This window comes from Mycobacterium asiaticum, assembly GCF_001668675.1.
In the GTDB taxonomy this organism is placed as follows: Bacteria; Actinomycetota; Actinomycetes; order Mycobacteriales; family Mycobacteriaceae; genus Mycobacterium; species Mycobacterium asiaticum_D.
The window spans coordinates 1-16,882 of record NZ_LZKQ01000179.1; the positions used below are offsets into that span (position 1 = coordinate 1).

General features: G+C 68.4%; 17 protein-coding genes. 11 read left to right on the forward strand and 6 right to left on the reverse strand.

Annotated features, from left to right (window positions below; translation table 11 throughout):
* Positions 1-50 precede the first annotated feature (50 nt).
* The 4 genes from A9X01_RS15185 to cofD are packed head-to-tail and all read right to left on the reverse strand — an operon-like array spanning position 51 to position 4,538.
* A complete protein-coding gene (locus A9X01_RS15185) occupies positions 51-605 on the reverse strand; it encodes an NUDIX hydrolase (protein ID WP_065121570.1) in 555 nt (184 codons plus the stop codon).
* Complete coding sequence (locus A9X01_RS15190) at positions 602-2,194, reverse strand: Eco57I restriction-modification methylase domain-containing protein (RefSeq protein WP_065121559.1); 1,593 nt, start codon at positions 2,192-2,194, stop codon at positions 602-604. Before A9X01_RS15190 ends, A9X01_RS15185 begins: the two co-directional genes overlap by 4 nt.
* The gene (locus tag A9X01_RS15195) at positions 2,191-3,555 is read right to left on the reverse strand and encodes a coenzyme F420-0:L-glutamate ligase (RefSeq protein WP_065121560.1); all 1,365 of its coding nucleotides are present in this window, start codon (positions 3,553-3,555) and stop codon (positions 2,191-2,193) included. The genes A9X01_RS15190 and A9X01_RS15195 overlap by 4 nt, the downstream gene beginning before the upstream one ends.
* Positions 3,552-4,538: a 2-phospho-L-lactate transferase gene (gene cofD, locus A9X01_RS15200; protein WP_065121561.1), complete on the reverse strand. Its 987-nt coding sequence runs from the start codon at positions 4,536-4,538 to the stop codon at positions 3,552-3,554. Before cofD ends, A9X01_RS15195 begins: the two co-directional genes overlap by 4 nt.
* Positions 4,539-4,889: 351 nt before the next feature.
* On the opposite strand from cofD, the gene A9X01_RS15205 reads away from it, so the two are divergent.
* Complete coding sequence (locus tag A9X01_RS15205; protein WP_065121571.1) at positions 4,890-5,240, forward strand: WhiB family transcriptional regulator; 351 nt, start codon at positions 4,890-4,892, stop codon at positions 5,238-5,240.
* Between the two features lie 15 nt (positions 5,241-5,255).
* Here A9X01_RS15205 and A9X01_RS15210 read toward each other — a convergent pair whose 3' ends face one another.
* Positions 5,256-5,675 (reverse strand): metallopeptidase family protein, encoded by a 420-nt coding sequence (locus A9X01_RS15210; protein WP_065121572.1) that lies wholly within the window; start codon positions 5,673-5,675, stop codon positions 5,256-5,258.
* Positions 5,676-5,845: 170 nt separating this feature from the next.
* On the opposite strand from A9X01_RS15210, the gene A9X01_RS15215 reads away from it, so the two are divergent.
* From A9X01_RS15215 to manA, 4 genes are all read left to right on the forward strand, one after another.
* Positions 5,846-6,325 (forward strand): DUF3499 domain-containing protein, encoded by a 480-nt coding sequence (locus A9X01_RS15215; protein ID WP_216638919.1) that lies wholly within the window; start codon positions 5,846-5,848, stop codon positions 6,323-6,325.
* Between the two features lie 90 nt (positions 6,326-6,415).
* On the forward strand, positions 6,416-7,813 hold the full coding sequence (locus A9X01_RS15220; protein ID WP_065121563.1) for a phosphomannomutase/phosphoglucomutase: 1,398 nt from the start codon (positions 6,416-6,418) through the stop codon (positions 7,811-7,813).
* Positions 7,810-8,877, forward strand: coding sequence for a TobH protein (locus tag A9X01_RS15225; protein WP_065121564.1), 1,068 nt, complete (start codon positions 7,810-7,812; stop codon positions 8,875-8,877). The genes A9X01_RS15220 and A9X01_RS15225 overlap by 4 nt, the downstream gene beginning before the upstream one ends.
* Before the next feature lie 7 nt (positions 8,878-8,884).
* Positions 8,885-10,123, forward strand: coding sequence for a mannose-6-phosphate isomerase, class I (manA, locus tag A9X01_RS15230; RefSeq protein ID WP_065121565.1), 1,239 nt, complete (start codon positions 8,885-8,887; stop codon positions 10,121-10,123).
* Here the strand turns inward: manA and A9X01_RS15235 are convergent.
* The gene (locus tag A9X01_RS15235) at positions 10,107-11,522 is read right to left on the reverse strand and encodes an FAD-dependent oxidoreductase (RefSeq protein ID WP_065121566.1); all 1,416 of its coding nucleotides are present in this window, start codon (positions 11,520-11,522) and stop codon (positions 10,107-10,109) included. The two genes, manA and A9X01_RS15235, sit on opposite strands and share 17 nt — an antisense overlap.
* A gap of 62 nt (positions 11,523-11,584) precedes the next feature.
* On the opposite strand from A9X01_RS15235, the gene A9X01_RS15240 reads away from it, so the two are divergent.
* From A9X01_RS15240 to ahcY, 6 genes are all read left to right on the forward strand, one after another.
* On the forward strand, positions 11,585-13,075 hold the full coding sequence (locus tag A9X01_RS15240) for an amino acid permease (protein WP_065121573.1): 1,491 nt from the start codon (positions 11,585-11,587) through the stop codon (positions 13,073-13,075).
* Positions 13,076-13,195: 120 nt separating this feature from the next.
* Positions 13,196-14,452 (forward strand): alkane 1-monooxygenase, encoded by a 1,257-nt coding sequence (locus A9X01_RS15245; RefSeq protein ID WP_065121567.1) that lies wholly within the window; start codon positions 13,196-13,198, stop codon positions 14,450-14,452.
* Positions 14,449-14,628, forward strand: coding sequence for a rubredoxin (locus A9X01_RS15250; RefSeq protein WP_036353244.1), 180 nt, complete (start codon positions 14,449-14,451; stop codon positions 14,626-14,628). The genes A9X01_RS15245 and A9X01_RS15250 overlap by 4 nt, the downstream gene beginning before the upstream one ends.
* A 12-nt stretch (positions 14,629-14,640) precedes the next feature.
* Positions 14,641-14,823, forward strand: a complete 183-nt coding sequence (locus A9X01_RS15255) for a rubredoxin (protein ID WP_065121568.1) — start codon at positions 14,641-14,643, stop codon at positions 14,821-14,823.
* Between the two features lie 41 nt (positions 14,824-14,864).
* Positions 14,865-15,470, forward strand: a complete 606-nt coding sequence (gene alkX / locus A9X01_RS15260) for a TetR family transcriptional regulator AlkX (RefSeq protein ID WP_065033889.1) — start codon at positions 14,865-14,867, stop codon at positions 15,468-15,470.
* A 135-nt stretch (positions 15,471-15,605) separates the two neighbouring features.
* Positions 15,606-16,882: adenosylhomocysteinase (gene ahcY / locus A9X01_RS15265; RefSeq protein WP_065121569.1), on the forward strand; the 1,277-nt coding region annotated here is incomplete at its 3' end.

Below are 16,882 nucleotides of genomic sequence, written 5' to 3' on the forward strand. Positions count from 1 at the left end.
CGGGGGGGGGGGCGCCCCCCCCCCGCGAAAGTCCCCTGATTCGGTACGAATCAGGGGCTTTCGCGTCTGCTCGCGCAACTCACCAGGTACGCCAGCGCGTGATCGGTGTCCGGCGGTAGATCGTCGGCGGGCCACCAGCCCAGGTCAACCGACTCATCGCTGACGACGATCCGCGCGCCCGTCGGCGCGTGCGCGACGAACTGCATGTCCAGATGCCGCGTCGGCACCCCCAACGAGCACGTCACCGGATGCACGTGCAGCGCAACGAGTTTGGGCTCGAAACGCAGGCCGCCAATACCGGATTCCTCGGTGGCTTCGCGCTGGGCCGCGGCCAGGATGTCCTCGTCACCCGGTTCGCAATGCCCGCCTAATTGCACCCAGCGGCCCAGCCGCGGGTGCAGGGTCAACAGCACGCGGGTGCCGCTGTCGTCGAGCACCACGGTCGAGGCGGTGATGTGGCCCGGTTCGCACTCGCGCAGGCAGGCGTCCTCGCGGGCGAGCACGAACGCCAGCACGGCATGCCGCAGCGAATCCTGGGAAGGGTCGGGAGCCGGCCACTCGCGCAGCATGTCGATCACCGAGTCCCGCAGGCTCGCGGCGCTCATCGGGATCGCCGCCGTGTCCGGCGGTCCCGCAGCGCCACCCACGCCGCCCGGCACTGCGCCACCGTCTGCGCCGGCCAGCCCAGCCCGTCGATCAGCACCCGCCGGTCCACCACGTCGAGCGCCTTTTCGATCTCGTTGGCACGCAACAGCAGATCGACGTCGGTGGCCAGGTCCGGGTCGGCGCAGGACGGCGGGGGGATGGGCAGCCGCTCGGCTTCGGCGGGCTCGAGCTCCAAGATGCCGCCGCCGTAGCTGCGGCCCATGATCTCGGCGAACGCGAACGTGGCGCTGTTGTGAAAGACCGCGGCCAGTGCGCGCGGGTCGGTGCCGGGCCCGACCCGGACCCGGTGCACCGTGTCGGTGCTGGTCGCCGCCGCGGCGTTCACCGTCAGCCGCGGCGCGCGGTGAATCTGGCGCAGCATGAACAGATCCGGGGTCCACAGCGACGGCGTGGTCCACCACGGCTTGCGCAGCGAGCACTTGTACCCGCGGTGCACCCCGGCCGCTTCGCCTGCCTCGATGTGCGCGCGCAACGCGGCGTCTTCCGGCTGCACGGGGGCGTGCAGCAGCCAGGTCCGGTGTCCGGCCTCGACGTCGCCGGCACGGCAATCGAGGTCATAGACCAGCCCGGACAACTGGGCGCTGCGGGACACGAGCGGTACGCAGTGCGACGTCAGCTCCAGGTCGCGTGCCTGGGCGTCGGTGAACGTGAAGAAGCTGTTGCGGCCCGTGACTATGCCGACGTCGACGGCGGCCACGCTGCCCAGCGTGGTCAGCGTGCCGGTGGCCCGGACGGCGCGCAGCGTCTGGATCCGGCCGGGGTCGAGAAAGTAGGTCGTCCACTTCTCCGCCGTATGCGACAGCGCGGGCGCCGACGGCACGTCGAGATCGGCGTCGGCCAGCGCGTCGGCGTCGTCCAGTTGCACCGTGCGGATGTGCGCCGGGGCGCCGGAAGCGCCACGGCTAACGACACCGCAGAACAGCACCACCTCCTGCAGCACGCCACCGAACACCAGGCGCCGGAAGCTGATCAGCGTGATTTCCCGGAAGCGGCTCACCAGAAAGTCGCGCAGTTGAGCGGCGTAGGAGACCTGCAACAGCTCGGCGGGCAGCACCAGTCCCACCCGGCCACCGTCCCGGACCAGGCCGGTGCTCGCCACCACGAACGGCACCCAGGCATTGGTGAGTTTGGTGGCGCGCAGTCCTTCGCGCCGCAACAGCTCGAGCGCCGGGTCGCGCTGGTCGGCCGGCCAGTTGCCGAACCGGATGTAGGGCGGGTTGCCGGCAATTCCGTCCCAGGGCCCGTCCCAGCCTGCGCCGCCGGACCAAGTAAATAGATTCCCGACGTCGACCGGCGCGAACATGCGTGCCTTGGCGGCTTCGGCGGCGACCAACTCCACGCCGTGCGCCCGAGAGGTGCGGGCCGCCAACTCGCGCAGGATGCGGCCGTCCCCGCACGACGGCTCCAGGATCCTCGGCCCGGCCTGGGTAACCCAGCCGGCCAGGAATCGGGCGATCGGGGCCGGCGTGTAGTACCCGCCGCGGATCTTGTCCGCCGAAGCCGCCGCCTTGCCCGCGAACGTCGTCATCTGCGGATCAGCAGATCCCCGACTGGTACCGGGTCGCGCAACCCGGCCGGCTCCGCGGCGTAGCCGACGGCGACGGCACCCAGTGGCTGCCAGTCGTCGGGCAAGCCAAGCTCCGCGCGGACCAGGTCGGCGGCGAAGATCGTCGACCCGATCCAGCAACTGCCCACCCCGCGCACGGCCAGCGCGACCAGCAGCGCTTGCACTGCGGCGCCGACGGCAACGGTGAACATGGTGTGCTCGGCGTTGGTGCGCGCCGCGTCGGGGTAGCTGTGGGCACCGTCGGGCACCAGCATCGGAATGATGACTTCCGGTGCGTCATAGAGGATTTGACCCCGCGCGACGCGCCGCTCGACGGAGTCGGCCGGCCTTCCGTCGGCGCTCAGGTCGGACCGCCACTTGTCTTTCATCCGATCCAGCAGCCGGGTGCGCAGCTCGGCGGTCTGCAGCCAGACGAACCGCACCGGCCGGGTGTGGTGCGGGGCTGGGGCGGTCAGCGCCTCGGCGACGGCGGCCTCCACGACTTCCGGCGGAACCGCCTCGTCGCTGAACCGGCGCACCGATCGGCGCAACAACTGCGCCTGTCGGCGGCCGAGGTCGACGGCTTCGGCGGTGCCGAGCCAGAACAGGTCCTCCTGGCCGGCCCGCACCAGTCGCCGTGCCGTCGAACCGTCGTCGGCGGGGTCCAGGCCGCGGACCACCGCCACCGGCATCGCGGTCAGCTTGCCCTTGACCAGGTCTGCGGCAGCGGCGATTTCGTCGGCCACGGCGATTTCGGTGACCACCAACGGATTGCCGTGCTGGTCGACCGCGCCCGAATAGTTGTGCAGCACCGCCAATCCCGCGGCACCGATGGCGGCGTCGGTCTGGCCGTTGCGCCAGGCCCGGCCCATGGTGTCGGTGATGACCACGGCGACGTTGACGCCGAGGCGCTCACGCAGCCCGGTCCGCAGTGCGGCGGCGCTGGCATCGGGGTCGAGGGGCAGTAGCGCCAGTTCGCCACGGCCGACATTGGATCCGTCGACGCCGGCCGCGGCCTGGACCAGCCCGAGCCGGTTCTCGGTGATCAGCGTCCGCTCCTTACGCGCCAGCACACGCACCGCCTCGTCCTCAACGAGTTTGCGGCGCAAGCGGTCTCGCTCGTCGTCGTCCTCGGGCGCGGCCACCAGACGGCCCTCGCACTTGGACACCACCTTGGAGGTGACCACCACGACGTCGCCGTTGCGCAGCCACGGCGCGGCGGTGCTCACGGCGGCGGCGAGGTCGTCACCGGGTCGGAACTCGGGAAGTCCTGCGACGGGCAAGATTTCGACTGCCGCGGCGCTGCCGTGCTCACCGGTAGGGGGGAGGCTGGGGCCGGTCAAGTCGGCACGCCCGCGAGTTCGAGTCCGGCGCGCACCATTTCCGCGGTCGCCTTGGGGTCGGTCATCAACAACGGTATGGACCGCACCGCAACCCCGTCGATCTCGGCCTCGTCGCCCTCGTGCACCAGCCAGCAGTCCAGTATCCCGGTGCCGCTGCGGGCGCCGAGATGCCGGCCGACGGCTTGCGCGGTGGAGTCCACCCCGATCACCGAAAGGCAGGCATCGGCCATGCCACGCAACGGTTTTCCGCCGATGATGGGGGAGTAGCCGACAACCGGCGCGGCGGTCGCCCGCAGCGCGGCACGGATGCCGGGCACCGCCAGGATGGCGCCCACGCTGACGACCGGGTTGGACGGCGCCACCATGACGACGTCGGTGTCGGTGATCGCGGCCACCGCTTCGGTTGTGGCCGTGGCCTTTTCGGCGCCGACGAAGGCGAAGCTGTAGGTCGGCACCTGAGCCCGGTAGCGCACCCACCACTCCTGGAAGTGAATGGCACGGCGGGCGCCGTCAGGTTCATCGCTGATCACCACGTGCGTCTCGCAACGGTCGTCGCTGGCCGGCAGCAACCGTGCGCCCGGCTGCCAGCGATCGCACAGCGCGGCCGTGATCTGGGTCAGCGGATAGCCGGCATTGAGCATCTGAGTTCGCACCAGGTGAGTGGCCAGATCACGGTCGCCCAACCCGAACCAATCCGGCTGTACCCCGTAGCGTGCCAGTTCCTCTTTGGCATGCCAGGTTTCGTCACGGTGACCCCAGCCCCGCTCCGGATCCACCCCACCGCCCAGGGTGTACATGCAGGTGTCCAGGTCCGGGCAGACCCGGACACCGTGGATCCAGGCGTCGTCGCCGATGTTGACGACGGCGTTCAGAACGTGGTCGTTATCGTCGCCCTGAGCAAACTGGCCCAGACCGAGGAACTGCTGGACCCCGAGCAGGAAACGGGCCCCCCCGACGCCCCCGGCCAGAACGGTGATCCTCACATCGCAGGACAGTACCCCGCCGAGTGTGGCAAGCTGATTCCGGTAACCACTGTGGCGCAAGGGACTTGTGATCAATTTGTGCTCGACACGCCAGAGGCCGACCGCAACAGAATCGCCGAAAATTGATTACGAGATGGTATGGAATCGCGCCGAAGTGCTTGACCAGGGTCAGCAACCCGTGTCTAATCACATCAGTGTCATTTCCCGGTTGGCCGGCCGGTTCCGGTGTCGCAGACCGAGATTCGATCACTTGTTCGAATTGGGTATCTGTACATCAAAACAGTGGGAAACCATTTCACTCTCTACAAGTGAGGAGGCGGAGGCATGTCCTATGAGTACCTTCGGGGCGTAATGGGAAGCACACCGACCACTCTCGACTCTTCTGTCACAGTGCTCAAGCCAGCGGCACCTGTGCGTCCTCATTTGAGCGTGGTTCCCGATGCGCCCGCCGCATTCGAGCCCGAACCACTCCCCGAAGTGCCCGCCGACCAATGGCAGGACAAGGCGCTCTGCGCCCAGACCGACCCCGAAGCCTTCTTCCCGGAGAAGGGCGGCTCCACCCGCGAGGCCAAGAAGATCTGCCTGGGTTGCGAGGTCCGTCACGAGTGCCTGGAGTACGCCCTGGCGCACGACGAGCGGTTCGGCATCTGGGGCGGCCTCTCCGAGCGGGAGCGCCGTCGCCTCAAGCGCGGCATCATCTGACCGCACATCCGAGGGTCAGTCGTCGATCGTGGGGTCGATGACCGAGGGCTCCACGTCCAGATAGATCGCCACCTGGGCCACCAGGATTTCATGCAGTAAGTCGCCGAGCTCCACGGTGTCTTTCGCCCGTCGCTCAATTGGCTTGCGAAACAGCACAATTCGCGCGCGCGTCGCATTGCCGCGGACATCGACGCCGGCCGGGATCAGCCGGGCGAGTGCGATCGGCCCGTCGGCGATCACCTCCGGCGGCCACTGCACATTCTGCGGATCCTTCGCGGCGATGCGCGGGATCTCGTCGACCGCGACGTCGAGTTCGCTGACCCGCTCCTGCCAACGCCGCTCAATCGGTTCGTAAGCCTCCAGCACAGCCATGTCGAACCGCTCGGCCCGGCTGCGCCAGCCCGGCACCGACGGCGGCAGCAACGGACCGCGCAGGTCGCGTCCGCGCCTGCGGCCACGCCGAGACATCGGTTTGCCCCCTGGCCGTCCCTGTTGCGGGAAGCCGCGGGAATCGCTCACGCGCCGATGGTAACGGTTACACATCGCACCCGCCGATGCGCGTGTCCGGCGCTTGCGCAGCGTTTGCGCGCGATAGCCTTTCGAGCGTGAACGTACCCCGTCGCTGCTGCCGGCCCGGGTGTCCGCACTATGCAGTGGCAACGTTGACGTTCGTCTACTCGGACTCGACGGCGGTGGTCGGCCCGCTGGCCACCGCGCGGGAACCGCACTCGTGGGATCTGTGTGTCAACCACGCCGGCCGCATTACCGCGCCGCGCGGCTGGGAGCTGGTGCGCCATGCCGGACCGCTGCCCACCCACCCGGACGAAGACGATGAACTCGTGGCGCTTGCCGACGCCGTGCGCGAGGGTACCGCCGGCACGGCGCGCACCGGCGCTGCCGTCAACGGCTTCAGTGCTTACGACGGATTCGACGAAGCCCCGCGCGCGGGTGCCGCCGTCGATACGCATCTGCACGGCGCCGGATCTCATGCCACCGCGCCCGGTGGTGGTCTGCTGGCGCCGCCCGAACACCGCAACGGACGCCGACGCGGCCACCTGCGGGTACTGCCGGACCCCCCTGGCTGATTCCCGACCGTTGGGGTCTGCGACTCCGCCGGGCCGATAGGCTGGCGGCGAAAGAGTCGAAGAGTTCCAGGTCGTCAGGAGCACCGCAGAATGTCGTGGCCCGCGGAGGCTGTGCACAGCGTCATCAAGGCTTATGACGTGCGTGGCCTGGTCGGCGAACAGATCAACGAGGCCTTCGTCGGCGACGTCGGCGCCGCCTTCGCGCGGTTGATGCGCGGCGAGGGAGCCGGCCAGGTGGTCATCGGCCACGACATGCGCGACAGTTCGCCGGCGCTGGCCGGCGCCTTCGCCGACGGGGTCACCGCCCAGGGACTGGACGTGGTGCGCATCGGTCTGGCATCCACCGACCAACTGTATTTCGCTTCCGGACTGCTGGATTGCCCCGGCGCGATGTTCACCGCCAGTCACAATCCGGCGGCCTACAACGGCATCAAACTGTGCCGCGCGTCGGCACTGCCGGTTGGCAAGGAGACCGGGCTGGCCGCGATCAGCCAGGACCTGATCGCGGGTATCCCACCGCACGACGGACCGCGCGGAGCCGTCACCGACAAAGATGTGCTGGCCGACTATGGCGAGTTCCTGCGCTCGCTGGTGAAGACCGCCGGCCTGCGTCCGCTGCGGGTGGCGGTGGATGCCGGCAACGGCATGGCCGGTCACACCACGCCGGCCGTGCTGGGCGCCATCGACTCGATCACGTTGCTGCCCTTGTACTTCGAGCTGGACGGGTCCTTCCCCAACCACGAGGCCAACCCGCTGGACCCGGCCAACCTGGTGGATCTGCAGAACTATGTGCGGCAGACCGGCGCCGACATCGGGCTGGCCTTCGACGGTGACGCCGACCGGTGCTTCGTGGTCGACGAGCGCGGCGAGCCGGTCGCGCCGTCGACGGTGACCAGCCTGGTGGCGGCCCGCGAGCTCGGCCGCGAGATCGGTGCCACGGTGATCCACAACGTGATCACCTCGCGCGCGGTGCCCGAGCTGGTCGTCGAACGCGGCGGAACGCCATTGCGCTCCCGCGTCGGGCACTCCTATATCAAAGCGTTGATGGCCGAGACCGGCGCGATCTTCGGCGGGGAACATTCGGCGCACTACTATTTCCGTGACTTCTGGGGCGCCGACTCCGGCATGCTGGCGGCGCTGTACGTACTGGCGGCGCTCGGCGAACAGCACCGGCCGCTGTCGGAGCTGACCGCCGACTACCAGCGCTACGAATCCTCCGGCGAGATCAACTTCACCGTCGCCGACGCTCCGGCCTGTGTGGACGCCGTCCTGAAGGCGTTCGCCGGCCGGATCCAGTCCATCGATCATCTGGACGGGGTGACGGTGGACCTCGGTGAGGACAGCTGGTTCAACCTCCGCAGCTCCAACACCGAGCCGTTGTTGCGGCTGAACGTGGAGGGGCGCAGCATCGAGGATGTGGACGCGGTGGTCGAGCAGGTCAGCGCCGAGATCGCCGCGCAGTCGGCTGCCCGTGAAGGCGCCCCGTGAGCGCCATCGGAGCCGTGGACCTCGAGGACGCCGACGGCCTGATCGCCGCCGATCGGGACGGTCTGCTGCGGGCCGCGTCGGGCGCCGGTGCCCAGGTGCGCACCGTGGCCGCCGCGCTCGAGGAAGGCGAGCTGGATTCGCTGCGCGGTGCCGACCGGGTCCGCAGCCTGATCTGGGTGGCCGGGCGCGGCACCGCCGAGACCGCGGGCACGCTGCTCGCAGCGACGTTGGCCACCGCGGCCGCCGAGCCGATCGCATTGGTCACCGAGGCGCCCCCGTGGGTCGGTCCGCTCGATGTCATGGTGGTCGCCGGCGACGATCCCGGTGATCCCGCGCTGGTCGGGGCGGCCGCCACCGGCGTACGCCGCGGGGCGCGGGTGGTGGTGGTGGCACCCTACGAAGGCCCCCTGCGCGATTCCACGGCAGGCCGCGTCGCGGTGCTGAGTCCGCGGCTGTGGGGGCCCGACGAGTTCGGCCTGTGCCGCTATCTGGCCGCCGGGCTGGCCGTCCTGCAAACCGTGGACCCCAAGCTGCGCATCGACCTGGCCGCCCTGGCCGACGAGGTAGATGCCGAGGTGCTGCGCAACAGCGCGGCCCGCGACCTGTTCACCAACCCGGCCAAGACGCTGGCCACCCGCATGTCCGATGCGCAGGTGGCCCTGGCCGGCGACAGTGCGGCGACGCTGGCGCTCGCGCGGCACGGCAGCTCGGTGCTGCTGCGGGTCGCCCACCATGCCACGGCCGCGACCGGCCTGGCCGATGCGGTGGCGGCGCTGCGCGACGGCCCGCGCGGTTTCGCCGACCCCACCGATGCGCTCTTCCACGATGAACAGATCGACGGCCCGTTGCCGAGCAGGTTGCGGGTGCTGGCGCTGACGCTGGCCGCCGAGCGGACGGTGGTGGCCGCCCGGGTCGCCGGCCTGGACGACGTGTATCTGGTAGGGGCGGAGGACATCCCGGAGGCTCCGGCGCCGACCGCGGTTCAGCGCGCCGAGCAGCAACTGGCAGTATTGGCCGTTCGGCTGGAGATGGCCGCGGTTTACCTGCGACTGGCACGGGGATAGTTAGATAGTGGAACTTCTACGCGGAGCGTTACGGACGTACGCCTGGGGATCCCGCACCGACATCGCCGAATTCACCGGGCGACCGGTGCCGGCGGCCCACCCCGAGGCGGAACTCTGGTTCGGGGCGCACCCCGGCGACCCGGCCTGGTTGGCCACGCCGGACGGCGAGACGTCGCTGCTGGCCGCGCTGGCCGAGGACCCCGAGGGACAGCTGGGCTCGGCGGCCCGCGAGCGGTTCGGGGACGTGCTGCCGTTCTTGGTCAAGGTGCTGGCCGCCGACGAGCCGCTGTCCCTGCAGGCTCACCCGAGCGCCGCGCAGGCGGTCGAAGGTTATCGGCGCGAAGAGCGGATGGGCATTCCGGTGAACTCGCCGGTGCGCAACTACCGCGACACCAGTCACAAGCCCGAGCTGCTGGTGGCCCTGCAGCCGTTCGAAGCGCTGGCCGGCTTCCGGCAGGCGTCCCGCACCAGGCAGCTGCTGCAGGCGCTCGCCGTCTCCGACCTCGACCCGTTCATCGAGCTGCTCGGCGACGGTTCCGGCGCCCACTCCGACGCCGACGGCCTGCGCGCGTTGTTCACCACCTGGATCACCGCACCCCAGCCCGACATCGACGTGCTGGTACCGGCCGTGCTCGACGGTGCCATTCAGTACATCAGCTCGGGCGCAACGGAATTCGCCGCCGAGGTGAAGACGGTGCTGGAGTTGGGCGAGCGCTATCCCGGCGACGCCGGGGTGCTGGCGGCGTTGTTGCTCAACCGCATCACGCTGGCTCCCTGCGAGGCGCTGTTCTTGCCGGCCGGCAATCTGCACACCTATTTGCGTGGTTTCGCGCTGGAGGTAATGGCCAACTCCGACAACGTGTTACGCGGCGGCCTCACGCCCAAGCACGTCGACGTGCCGGAGCTGTTGCGCGTGCTGGACTTCACGCCCACCCCCGAATCGCAGCTGCGCGCCCCGGTGCACCGCGACGGCCTCGAGCTGCTCTACGACACCCCGGCCGACGAATTCGCGGTCGCGCTGCTGGTGTTCGGCGACGACGACCTCGGTCACGAGATCGACGCCTCCTCGCGTCACGACGGTCCGCAGATCCTGTTGTGCGCCGAGGGATCGCTGACCGTGCACGGCAAATCCGGTTCGCTCACCCTGGACCGCGGCGCGGCCGCCTGGGTCGGTGCCGACGACGGGCCGATCCGGTTCTCCGCGCAGGAGCCGGCCAAGCTGTTCCGGGCTACCGTCGGACTGTGACCGCCCGCCGGTCCTGGAGCCGTTCTTTCTGCTCGCCCAGCCACAGCCGCATGTTGTGGGCGATGGTGCGGCCGAAGATCCGCGCCGGCGGAATCATATAAAGACTGTCGAGCAGCGAGAAGCGGCGCAAAAACCATTCGGCCAGAACGGGATCCGTTTCCGCGGCGCCCAGGAATTGGTCGAACAGCGATCCCGCCGACTTCCACCAGCGCGGTTCGGGGTCGGCGGTGGCGTGGTGGAAGGTGACGTCGCCGATCGCGTTCATCATCCACACCGGAAAAGTGGTCTTGGCGGTTAGCCGGTTGAGTTCGGCGGCCAGGCTGCCCTCGTGCCCGCCCCGCATGGTCTCCAGCGCGCGCCGCAGATGGCCTGCCTGTAGCGAAGTCATCGTCATGCCCTGCCCGAAGGTCGGGTTGAAGCTGACCACCGCGTCGCCGAACGGGACGATCCCCTCGGGGAAGCGCTCGACCTTGTGGTAGCGGCGCCACCTGCTCACCGGGAAGGCATGGAACGCCGGTTCGCCGAACGGTTCGGCCTGCAGCAGCGCCGCGTGGAAGTGGGGCGGCAGCAGTTCTTCGACGAGCTTGAGCATCTCGGGGAACGTCCGCGGGGGCTTGACGTTGGCCACCCCGAAAGTGGTCAGCACCCAGGTGCGGTCCTCGTAATGCAGCATGCCCAGGCCCAGCGACTTGTCGTGCGACGCGCCCGCGACGACGACCTTCTCCTGGATCAGGCCGTCGGGGATCCGGAATTGGTGGGAGGCGTAGTGGATGCCGATATCCACCGTTGCCTCCGGCGCGCGCTGATACCCCCACTGCTCTAGCCAGACCGGCAGACGGGTGCCGCGGCCGGCGGCGTCGACGACGAGATCGGCGGCGACGAATTCCGGTTCGGCGCCGGGTGTCCCGGGGTCCAGCAGGACACCGGTGACGCGCTGCAACGCCGGCTCGAAGCGCGGCTCGGCCACCAGGCGTCGCACGATCTCGACGTTGTCGATGTCGAGCACCCGGCGCCGGATCTGCCATTCCAGATGCGGTCGGCTGGGCACGTAGGCGGTGAATTCGTCGCGCAGGGTGTGGCCGGTGCCCAGCACGTGCCCGGCGGCCCCAAGGTGAATGCAGTCCGGCCGGTTCTCCAGCATCGGCACACCCGCGGCCACCATGTCGTCGAGCAGGCCGGGGAAGTGGCTTTCGAATTCGTTGGCCCCCCGCGCCATCAGCATGTGCAGGTGCCGGTCCTGCGGAACCGTGGCGCGGTTGGCCGGTTCGCTGGGCAGGTCGTCTCGCTCGTAGACGGTCACCCGGTCGAAGAAGTCCGATAGCACCCGCGCGGCGCACAAACCGGCGATGCTCGCGCCGATGACTACCGCATGATCTTTGTTCCCTGCGCTCCCCACCATTTTCGCAGGGTACCCAGTACTGTGCGGTGCACAGCGAGTGGCGCGACGGAGGGGGCTGGAAAGTGGCCGATCGATGGCGCACGAAATCGGTAGAGCAGTCGATCGCCGACACCGACGAGCCGACCACCCGGCTCCGCAAGGACCTCACCTGGCTGGACCTGGTGGTCTTCGGTGTCTCGGTGGTGATCGGCGCGGGCATCTTCACCGTCACCGCGTCCACCACCGGCGATATCACCGGGCCCGCCATCTGGATCTCGTTTCTGATCGCGGCGGGCACCTGTGCGCTGGCGGCGCTGTGCTACGCGGAGTTCGCCTCCACGCTGCCAGTGGCCGGCAGCGCCTACACCTTCTCCTACGCCACCTTCGGCGAGTTCCTGGCCTGGATCATCGGCTGGAATCTGGTCCTGGAGTTGGCCATCGGTGCCGCCGTGGTGGCCAAGGGCTGGTCCAGCTATCTCGGCACGGTGTTCGGTTTCGGCGGCGGCACCGCGCATCTGGGCGCGGTCAACCTGGACTGGGGGGCGCTGCTCATCGTCACGCTGGTCGCAACGTTGTGCGCGCTCGGCACCAAGCTGTCGTCACGGTTCTCCGCGGTGGTCACCGCCATCAAGGTGTCGGTGGTGATCCTGGTCGTCGTCGTAGGCGCCTTCTACATCAAGGCCGAGAACTACACGCCGTTCATCCCCAAGCCCGAAGCCGAACACCAGGGCGGGGGAGGCCTCGACCAGTCCGTGTTGTCCCTGCTGACCGGGGCCGGCGGCAGTAATTACGGCTGGTACGGCGTGCTCGCGGGAGCCTCAATCGTGTTCTTCGCGTTCATCGGGTTCGACATCGTGGCGACCATGGCCGAAGAGACCAAGAGCCCGCAGCGCGACGTCCCGCGCGGCATCCTGGCCTCACTCGGGGTGGTCACCGTCCTCTATGTCGCGGTGTCGGTGGTGCTGTCCGGGATGGTGTCCTACACCGAGCTGCGCAGCAGACCGGGCGGGCACCAGGCCAACCTGGCCACCGCCTTCCAGGCGAACGGGATCGACTGGGCCAGCGGCATCATTTCCGTTGGCGCCCTGGCCGGTCTGACCACCGTGGTCATGGTGCTCATGCTCGGCCAGTGCCGGGTGCTGTTCGCGATGGCGCGCGACGGCCTGTTGCCCCGTGGGCTGGCCAAGACCGGTTCGCGCGGCACCCCGGTGCGGATCACCGTGCTGGTCGCGGTGGCGATCGCCGCCACCGCGTCGGTGTTCCCGATCACCAAGCTCGAAGAGATGGTGAACGTGGGCACGCTGTTCGCGTTCGTCCTGGTCTCCGCCGGCGTCATCGTGCTGCGCCGGACACGTCCGGACCTCGAGCGCGGCTTCAAAGCCCCTTTGGTTCCGTTGCTTCCGATCGCCTCGGTGCTCGCGTGCCTGTGGCTGATGCTCAACCTCACCGCCCTGACCTGGGTCCGGTTCGGCGTCTGGCTGGTCGTCGGCGTCGCCATCTACGTCGGCTACGGCCGCCGGCATTCGGTGCAGGGCAAGCGGGCGGACACGAGCAAGGATGCCGCCGCCGAATAGACATAGCCTGCAGATTTGAATATTTGGTTTACAAAACAACGCTTCGTGTCTAGACACGAGACGGAAACATCGGTATTGTCCAACCTCAAGTGGTGAGACTCACACAAGGAGGTTTGGCGTATGACCACACAAATCAGCCCCGACCACGCGGGCGTGGCCGCATCCGAGTGGCGCGACAAGAAGCGCTACCTATGGCTGATGGGCCTGATCGCCCCGACGGCGCTCTTCGTGATGCTGCCGGTCATCTGGGGCATCAACCAGCTCGGCTGGCACACCGCGGCGCAAGTGCCGCTGTGGGTGGGCCCGATCCTGGTTTACATCCTGTTGCCGCTGCTGGACCTGCGTTTTGGGCCGGACGGGCAGAACCCGCCCGACGAGGTGATGGAGCGGTTGGAGAACGACAAGTACTACCGCTACTGCACCTACATCTACATCCCGTTCCAGTACGCCAGCGTGATCCTGGGCGCCTACCTGTTCACCGCGTCCAACCTGAGCTGGCTCGGCTTCCCCGCCGGCGGCGGACTGAGCTGGCTGGGCAAGATCGGTCTGGCCCTCTCGGTCGGCGTGCTCGGCGGCGTCGGCATCAACACCGCGCACGAAATGGGGCACAAAAAGGACTCGCTGGAACGCTGGCTGTCCAAGATCACCCTGGCGCAGACCTGCTACGGCCACTTCTACATCGAGCACAACCGGGGCCACCACGTGCGCGTCTCCACTCCCGAGGACCCGGCGTCGGCACGGTTCGGCGAGACCTTCTGGGAGTTCCTGCCGCGCAGTGTCATCGGCAGCGCACGCTCCTCGGTCCACCTCGAGGCACAGCGCATCCGCCGGCTGGGCCGCAGCCCGTGGGACCCCCGCACCTACCTCACCAACGACGTGCTGAACGCCTGGGCCATGTCAGCGGTGCTGTGGGGCGTGCTGATCGCCGTCTTCGGTGTGGGCCTGATCCCGTTCGTGATCATCCAGGCCGTGTTCGGCTTCAGCCTGCTCGAAGCGGTCAACTACCTCGAGCATTACGGGCTGCTGCGTGAGAAGAAGGCGAACGGCCGCTACGAGCGCTGCGCCCCGGTGCACAGCTGGAACTCCGATCACATCGTCACCAACCTGTTCCTGTACCACCTGCAGCGGCACAGCGACCACCACGCCAACCCGACCCGGCGTTACCAGACGCTGCGCAGCATGGCGGGTGCGCCGAACCTGCCAAGCGGCTACGCGTCGATGATCTCGCTGACCTACTTCCCGCCGCTGTGGCGCAAGGTGATGGACCACCGGGTGCTTGAGCACTACGACGGCGACATCACCAGGGTCAACCTGCAGCCGCGGCTGCGGGAGAAGCTGCTGGCGAAGTACGGCGCCCCGAAGGAGCTCGCGGCATGACGGCTTCCACCATCTACAAGTGTCCCGTCTGTGACTACACCTACGACGAGACCAAAGGCGATGCCCGAGAAGGTTTTCCAGCCGGCACCGGCTGGGACCAGATCCCCGATGACTGGTGTTGTCCGGACTGCGCCGTCCGCGAGAAGCCCGATTTCGAACCCGTCCAGAAAGGTTAGGAGCACACCACCATGAACGACTACAAGCTGTACCAGTGCGTGCAATGCGGTTTCGAGTACGACGAGGCGCTGGGCTGGCCGGAGGATGGCATCGAGCCCGGCACCCGGTGGGACGACATCCCCGACGACTGGAGCTGCCCGGACTGCGGCGCCGCCAAGTCCGACTTCGTGATGGTCGAGGTGGCGCGGTCGTGATCGGCACGAACATCGCCACGAAAACAGATATCGTCGCGCCTGTGAAGCGGATTCCGTACGCCGAAGCGTCGCGAGCCCTACTGCGTGATTCGGTGCTGGACGCGATGCGGGATCTGCTGCTCACCCGCGACTGGTCCGCCATCACGCTCTCGGATGTGGCCCGGGCCGCCGGCATCAGCCGGCAGACCATCTACAACGAGTTCGGTTCGCGTCAGGGCCTGGCGCAGGGTTACGCCCTGCGGCTGGCCGACCGCCTGGTCGACACCGTCAAGTCCGCGCTGGACGCCAACATCGGCAAGATCTACGAGTCGTTCCTGCAGGGGTTCCGCTCGTTCTTCGCCGAGACGGCCGCCGATCCGCTGGTGATCTCGCTGTTGACCGGGGTCGCGAAGCCTGACCTGCTGCAACTCATCACGACCGACAGCGCGCCCATCATCACCCGGGCGTCCGAGCGGCTGGCGACGGCGTTCACCCAGACCTGGTTGGCCACCAGCGACGACGACGCCAATGTCCTGTCCCGGGCGATCGTGCGGTTGTGCCTGAGTTACGTGTCCATGCCGCCCGAGGCCGACCATGACGTCGCGGCGGATCTGGCCAGGCTGATGACACCATTCGCGGAGCGTCACGGCGTCAACTTCGAATCCTGAGGGTCCCCCGACCCTTCGGCTCCGTTCAGGGGCATCCCGCCGGGCGGCTACAGTGGCTAGAGCTCATTGCAATGAGTTCCAGGCCTCGTAGCCGCCCGGCTTCCCCGTTAGACCCGCAGAAGGATGAAACACGCAATGACGACGCTCGAAAATTCGCTGACCGCCGACGTTCTCAATGGCATCGATTTCAAGGTTGCCGACCTGTCGCTCGCGGATTTCGGCCGCAAGGAACTCCGGATCGCCGAGCACGAGATGCCCGGCCTGATGTCCCTGCGGCGTGAGTACGCCGAGGTTCAGCCGCTCAAGGGCGCCCGTATCTCGGGCTCGCTGCACATGACCGTGCAGACCGCGGTGCTGATCGAGACGCTGACCAGCCTCGGCGCCGAAGTGCGCTGGGCGTCGTGCAACATCTTCTCCACCCAGGACCACGCCGCGGCCGCCGTGGTGGTGGGCCCGCACGGCACCCCCGAGGAGCCCAAGGGCGTGCCGGTGTTCGCGTGGAAGGGCGAGACGCTCGAGGAGTACTGGTGGGCCGCCGAGCAGATGCTCACCTGGCCGGACCCGGACAAGCCGGCCAACATGATCCTGGACGACGGCGGTGACGCCACCATGCTGGTGCTGCGCGGCATGCAGTACGAGAAGGCCGGCGTGGTTCCGCCCGCCGAGGACGACGACCCGGCCGAGTGGAAGGTGTTCCTGAACCTGCTGCGCGCCCGCTTCGAGACCGACAAGGGCAAGTGGACCAAGATCGCCGAGTCGGTCAAGGGCGTCACCGAGGAGACCACCACCGGCGTGCTGCGGCTGTACCAGTTCGCCGCCGCGGGGGACCTGGCTTTCCCGGCGATCAACGTCAACGACTCGGTCACCAAGTCCAAGTTCGACAACAAGTACGGCACCCGGCACTCGCTGATCGACGGCATCAACCGGGGCACCGACGCGCTGATCGGCGGCAAGAACGTGCTGATCTGCGGCTACGGTGACGTCGGCAAGGGCTGCGCGGAGGCCGCCAAGGGACAGGGTGCGCGCGTCAGCGTCACCGAGATCGACCCGATCAACGCGCTGCAGGCCCTGATGGAGGGCTTCGACGTGGTCACGGTCGAGGAGGCCATCGGCAACGCCGACATCGTCGTCACCGCGACCGGCAACAAGGACATCATCTCGCTGGACCACATGAAGGCGATGAAGGACCACGCCATCCTGGGCAACATCGGGCACTTCGACAACGAGATCGACATCGCCGCGCTGGAGCGCTCGGGTGCCACGCGGACCAACATCAAGCCGCAGGTCGACCTGTGGACCTTCGGCGACACCGGCCGCTCGATCATCGTGCTGTCCGAGGGCCGACTGCTGAACCTGGGCAACGCCACCGGACACCCGTCGTTCGTGATGAGCAACAGCTTCGCCAACCAGAC

Coding starts and splice junctions, on each gene's coding strand:
- A9X01_RS15185 (WP_065121570.1), bottom strand. CDS start 605: ATGAGCGCCGCGAGCCTGCGGGACTCGGTGATCGACATGCTGCGCGAG.
- A9X01_RS15190 (WP_065121559.1), bottom strand. CDS start 2,194: ATGACGACGTTCGCGGGCAAGGCGGCGGCTTCGGCGGACAAGATCCGC.
- A9X01_RS15205 (WP_065121571.1), top strand. CDS start 4,890: ATGGGAAGCACACCGACCACTCTCGACTCTTCTGTCACAGTGCTCAAG.
- A9X01_RS15220 (WP_065121563.1), top strand. CDS start 6,416: ATGTCGTGGCCCGCGGAGGCTGTGCACAGCGTCATCAAGGCTTATGAC.
- A9X01_RS15235 (WP_065121566.1), bottom strand. CDS start 11,522: ATGGTGGGGAGCGCAGGGAACAAAGATCATGCGGTAGTCATCGGCGCG.
- A9X01_RS15245 (WP_065121567.1), top strand. CDS start 13,196: ATGACCACACAAATCAGCCCCGACCACGCGGGCGTGGCCGCATCCGAG.
- A9X01_RS15250 (WP_036353244.1), top strand. CDS start 14,449: ATGACGGCTTCCACCATCTACAAGTGTCCCGTCTGTGACTACACCTAC.
- A9X01_RS15255 (WP_065121568.1), top strand. CDS start 14,641: ATGAACGACTACAAGCTGTACCAGTGCGTGCAATGCGGTTTCGAGTAC.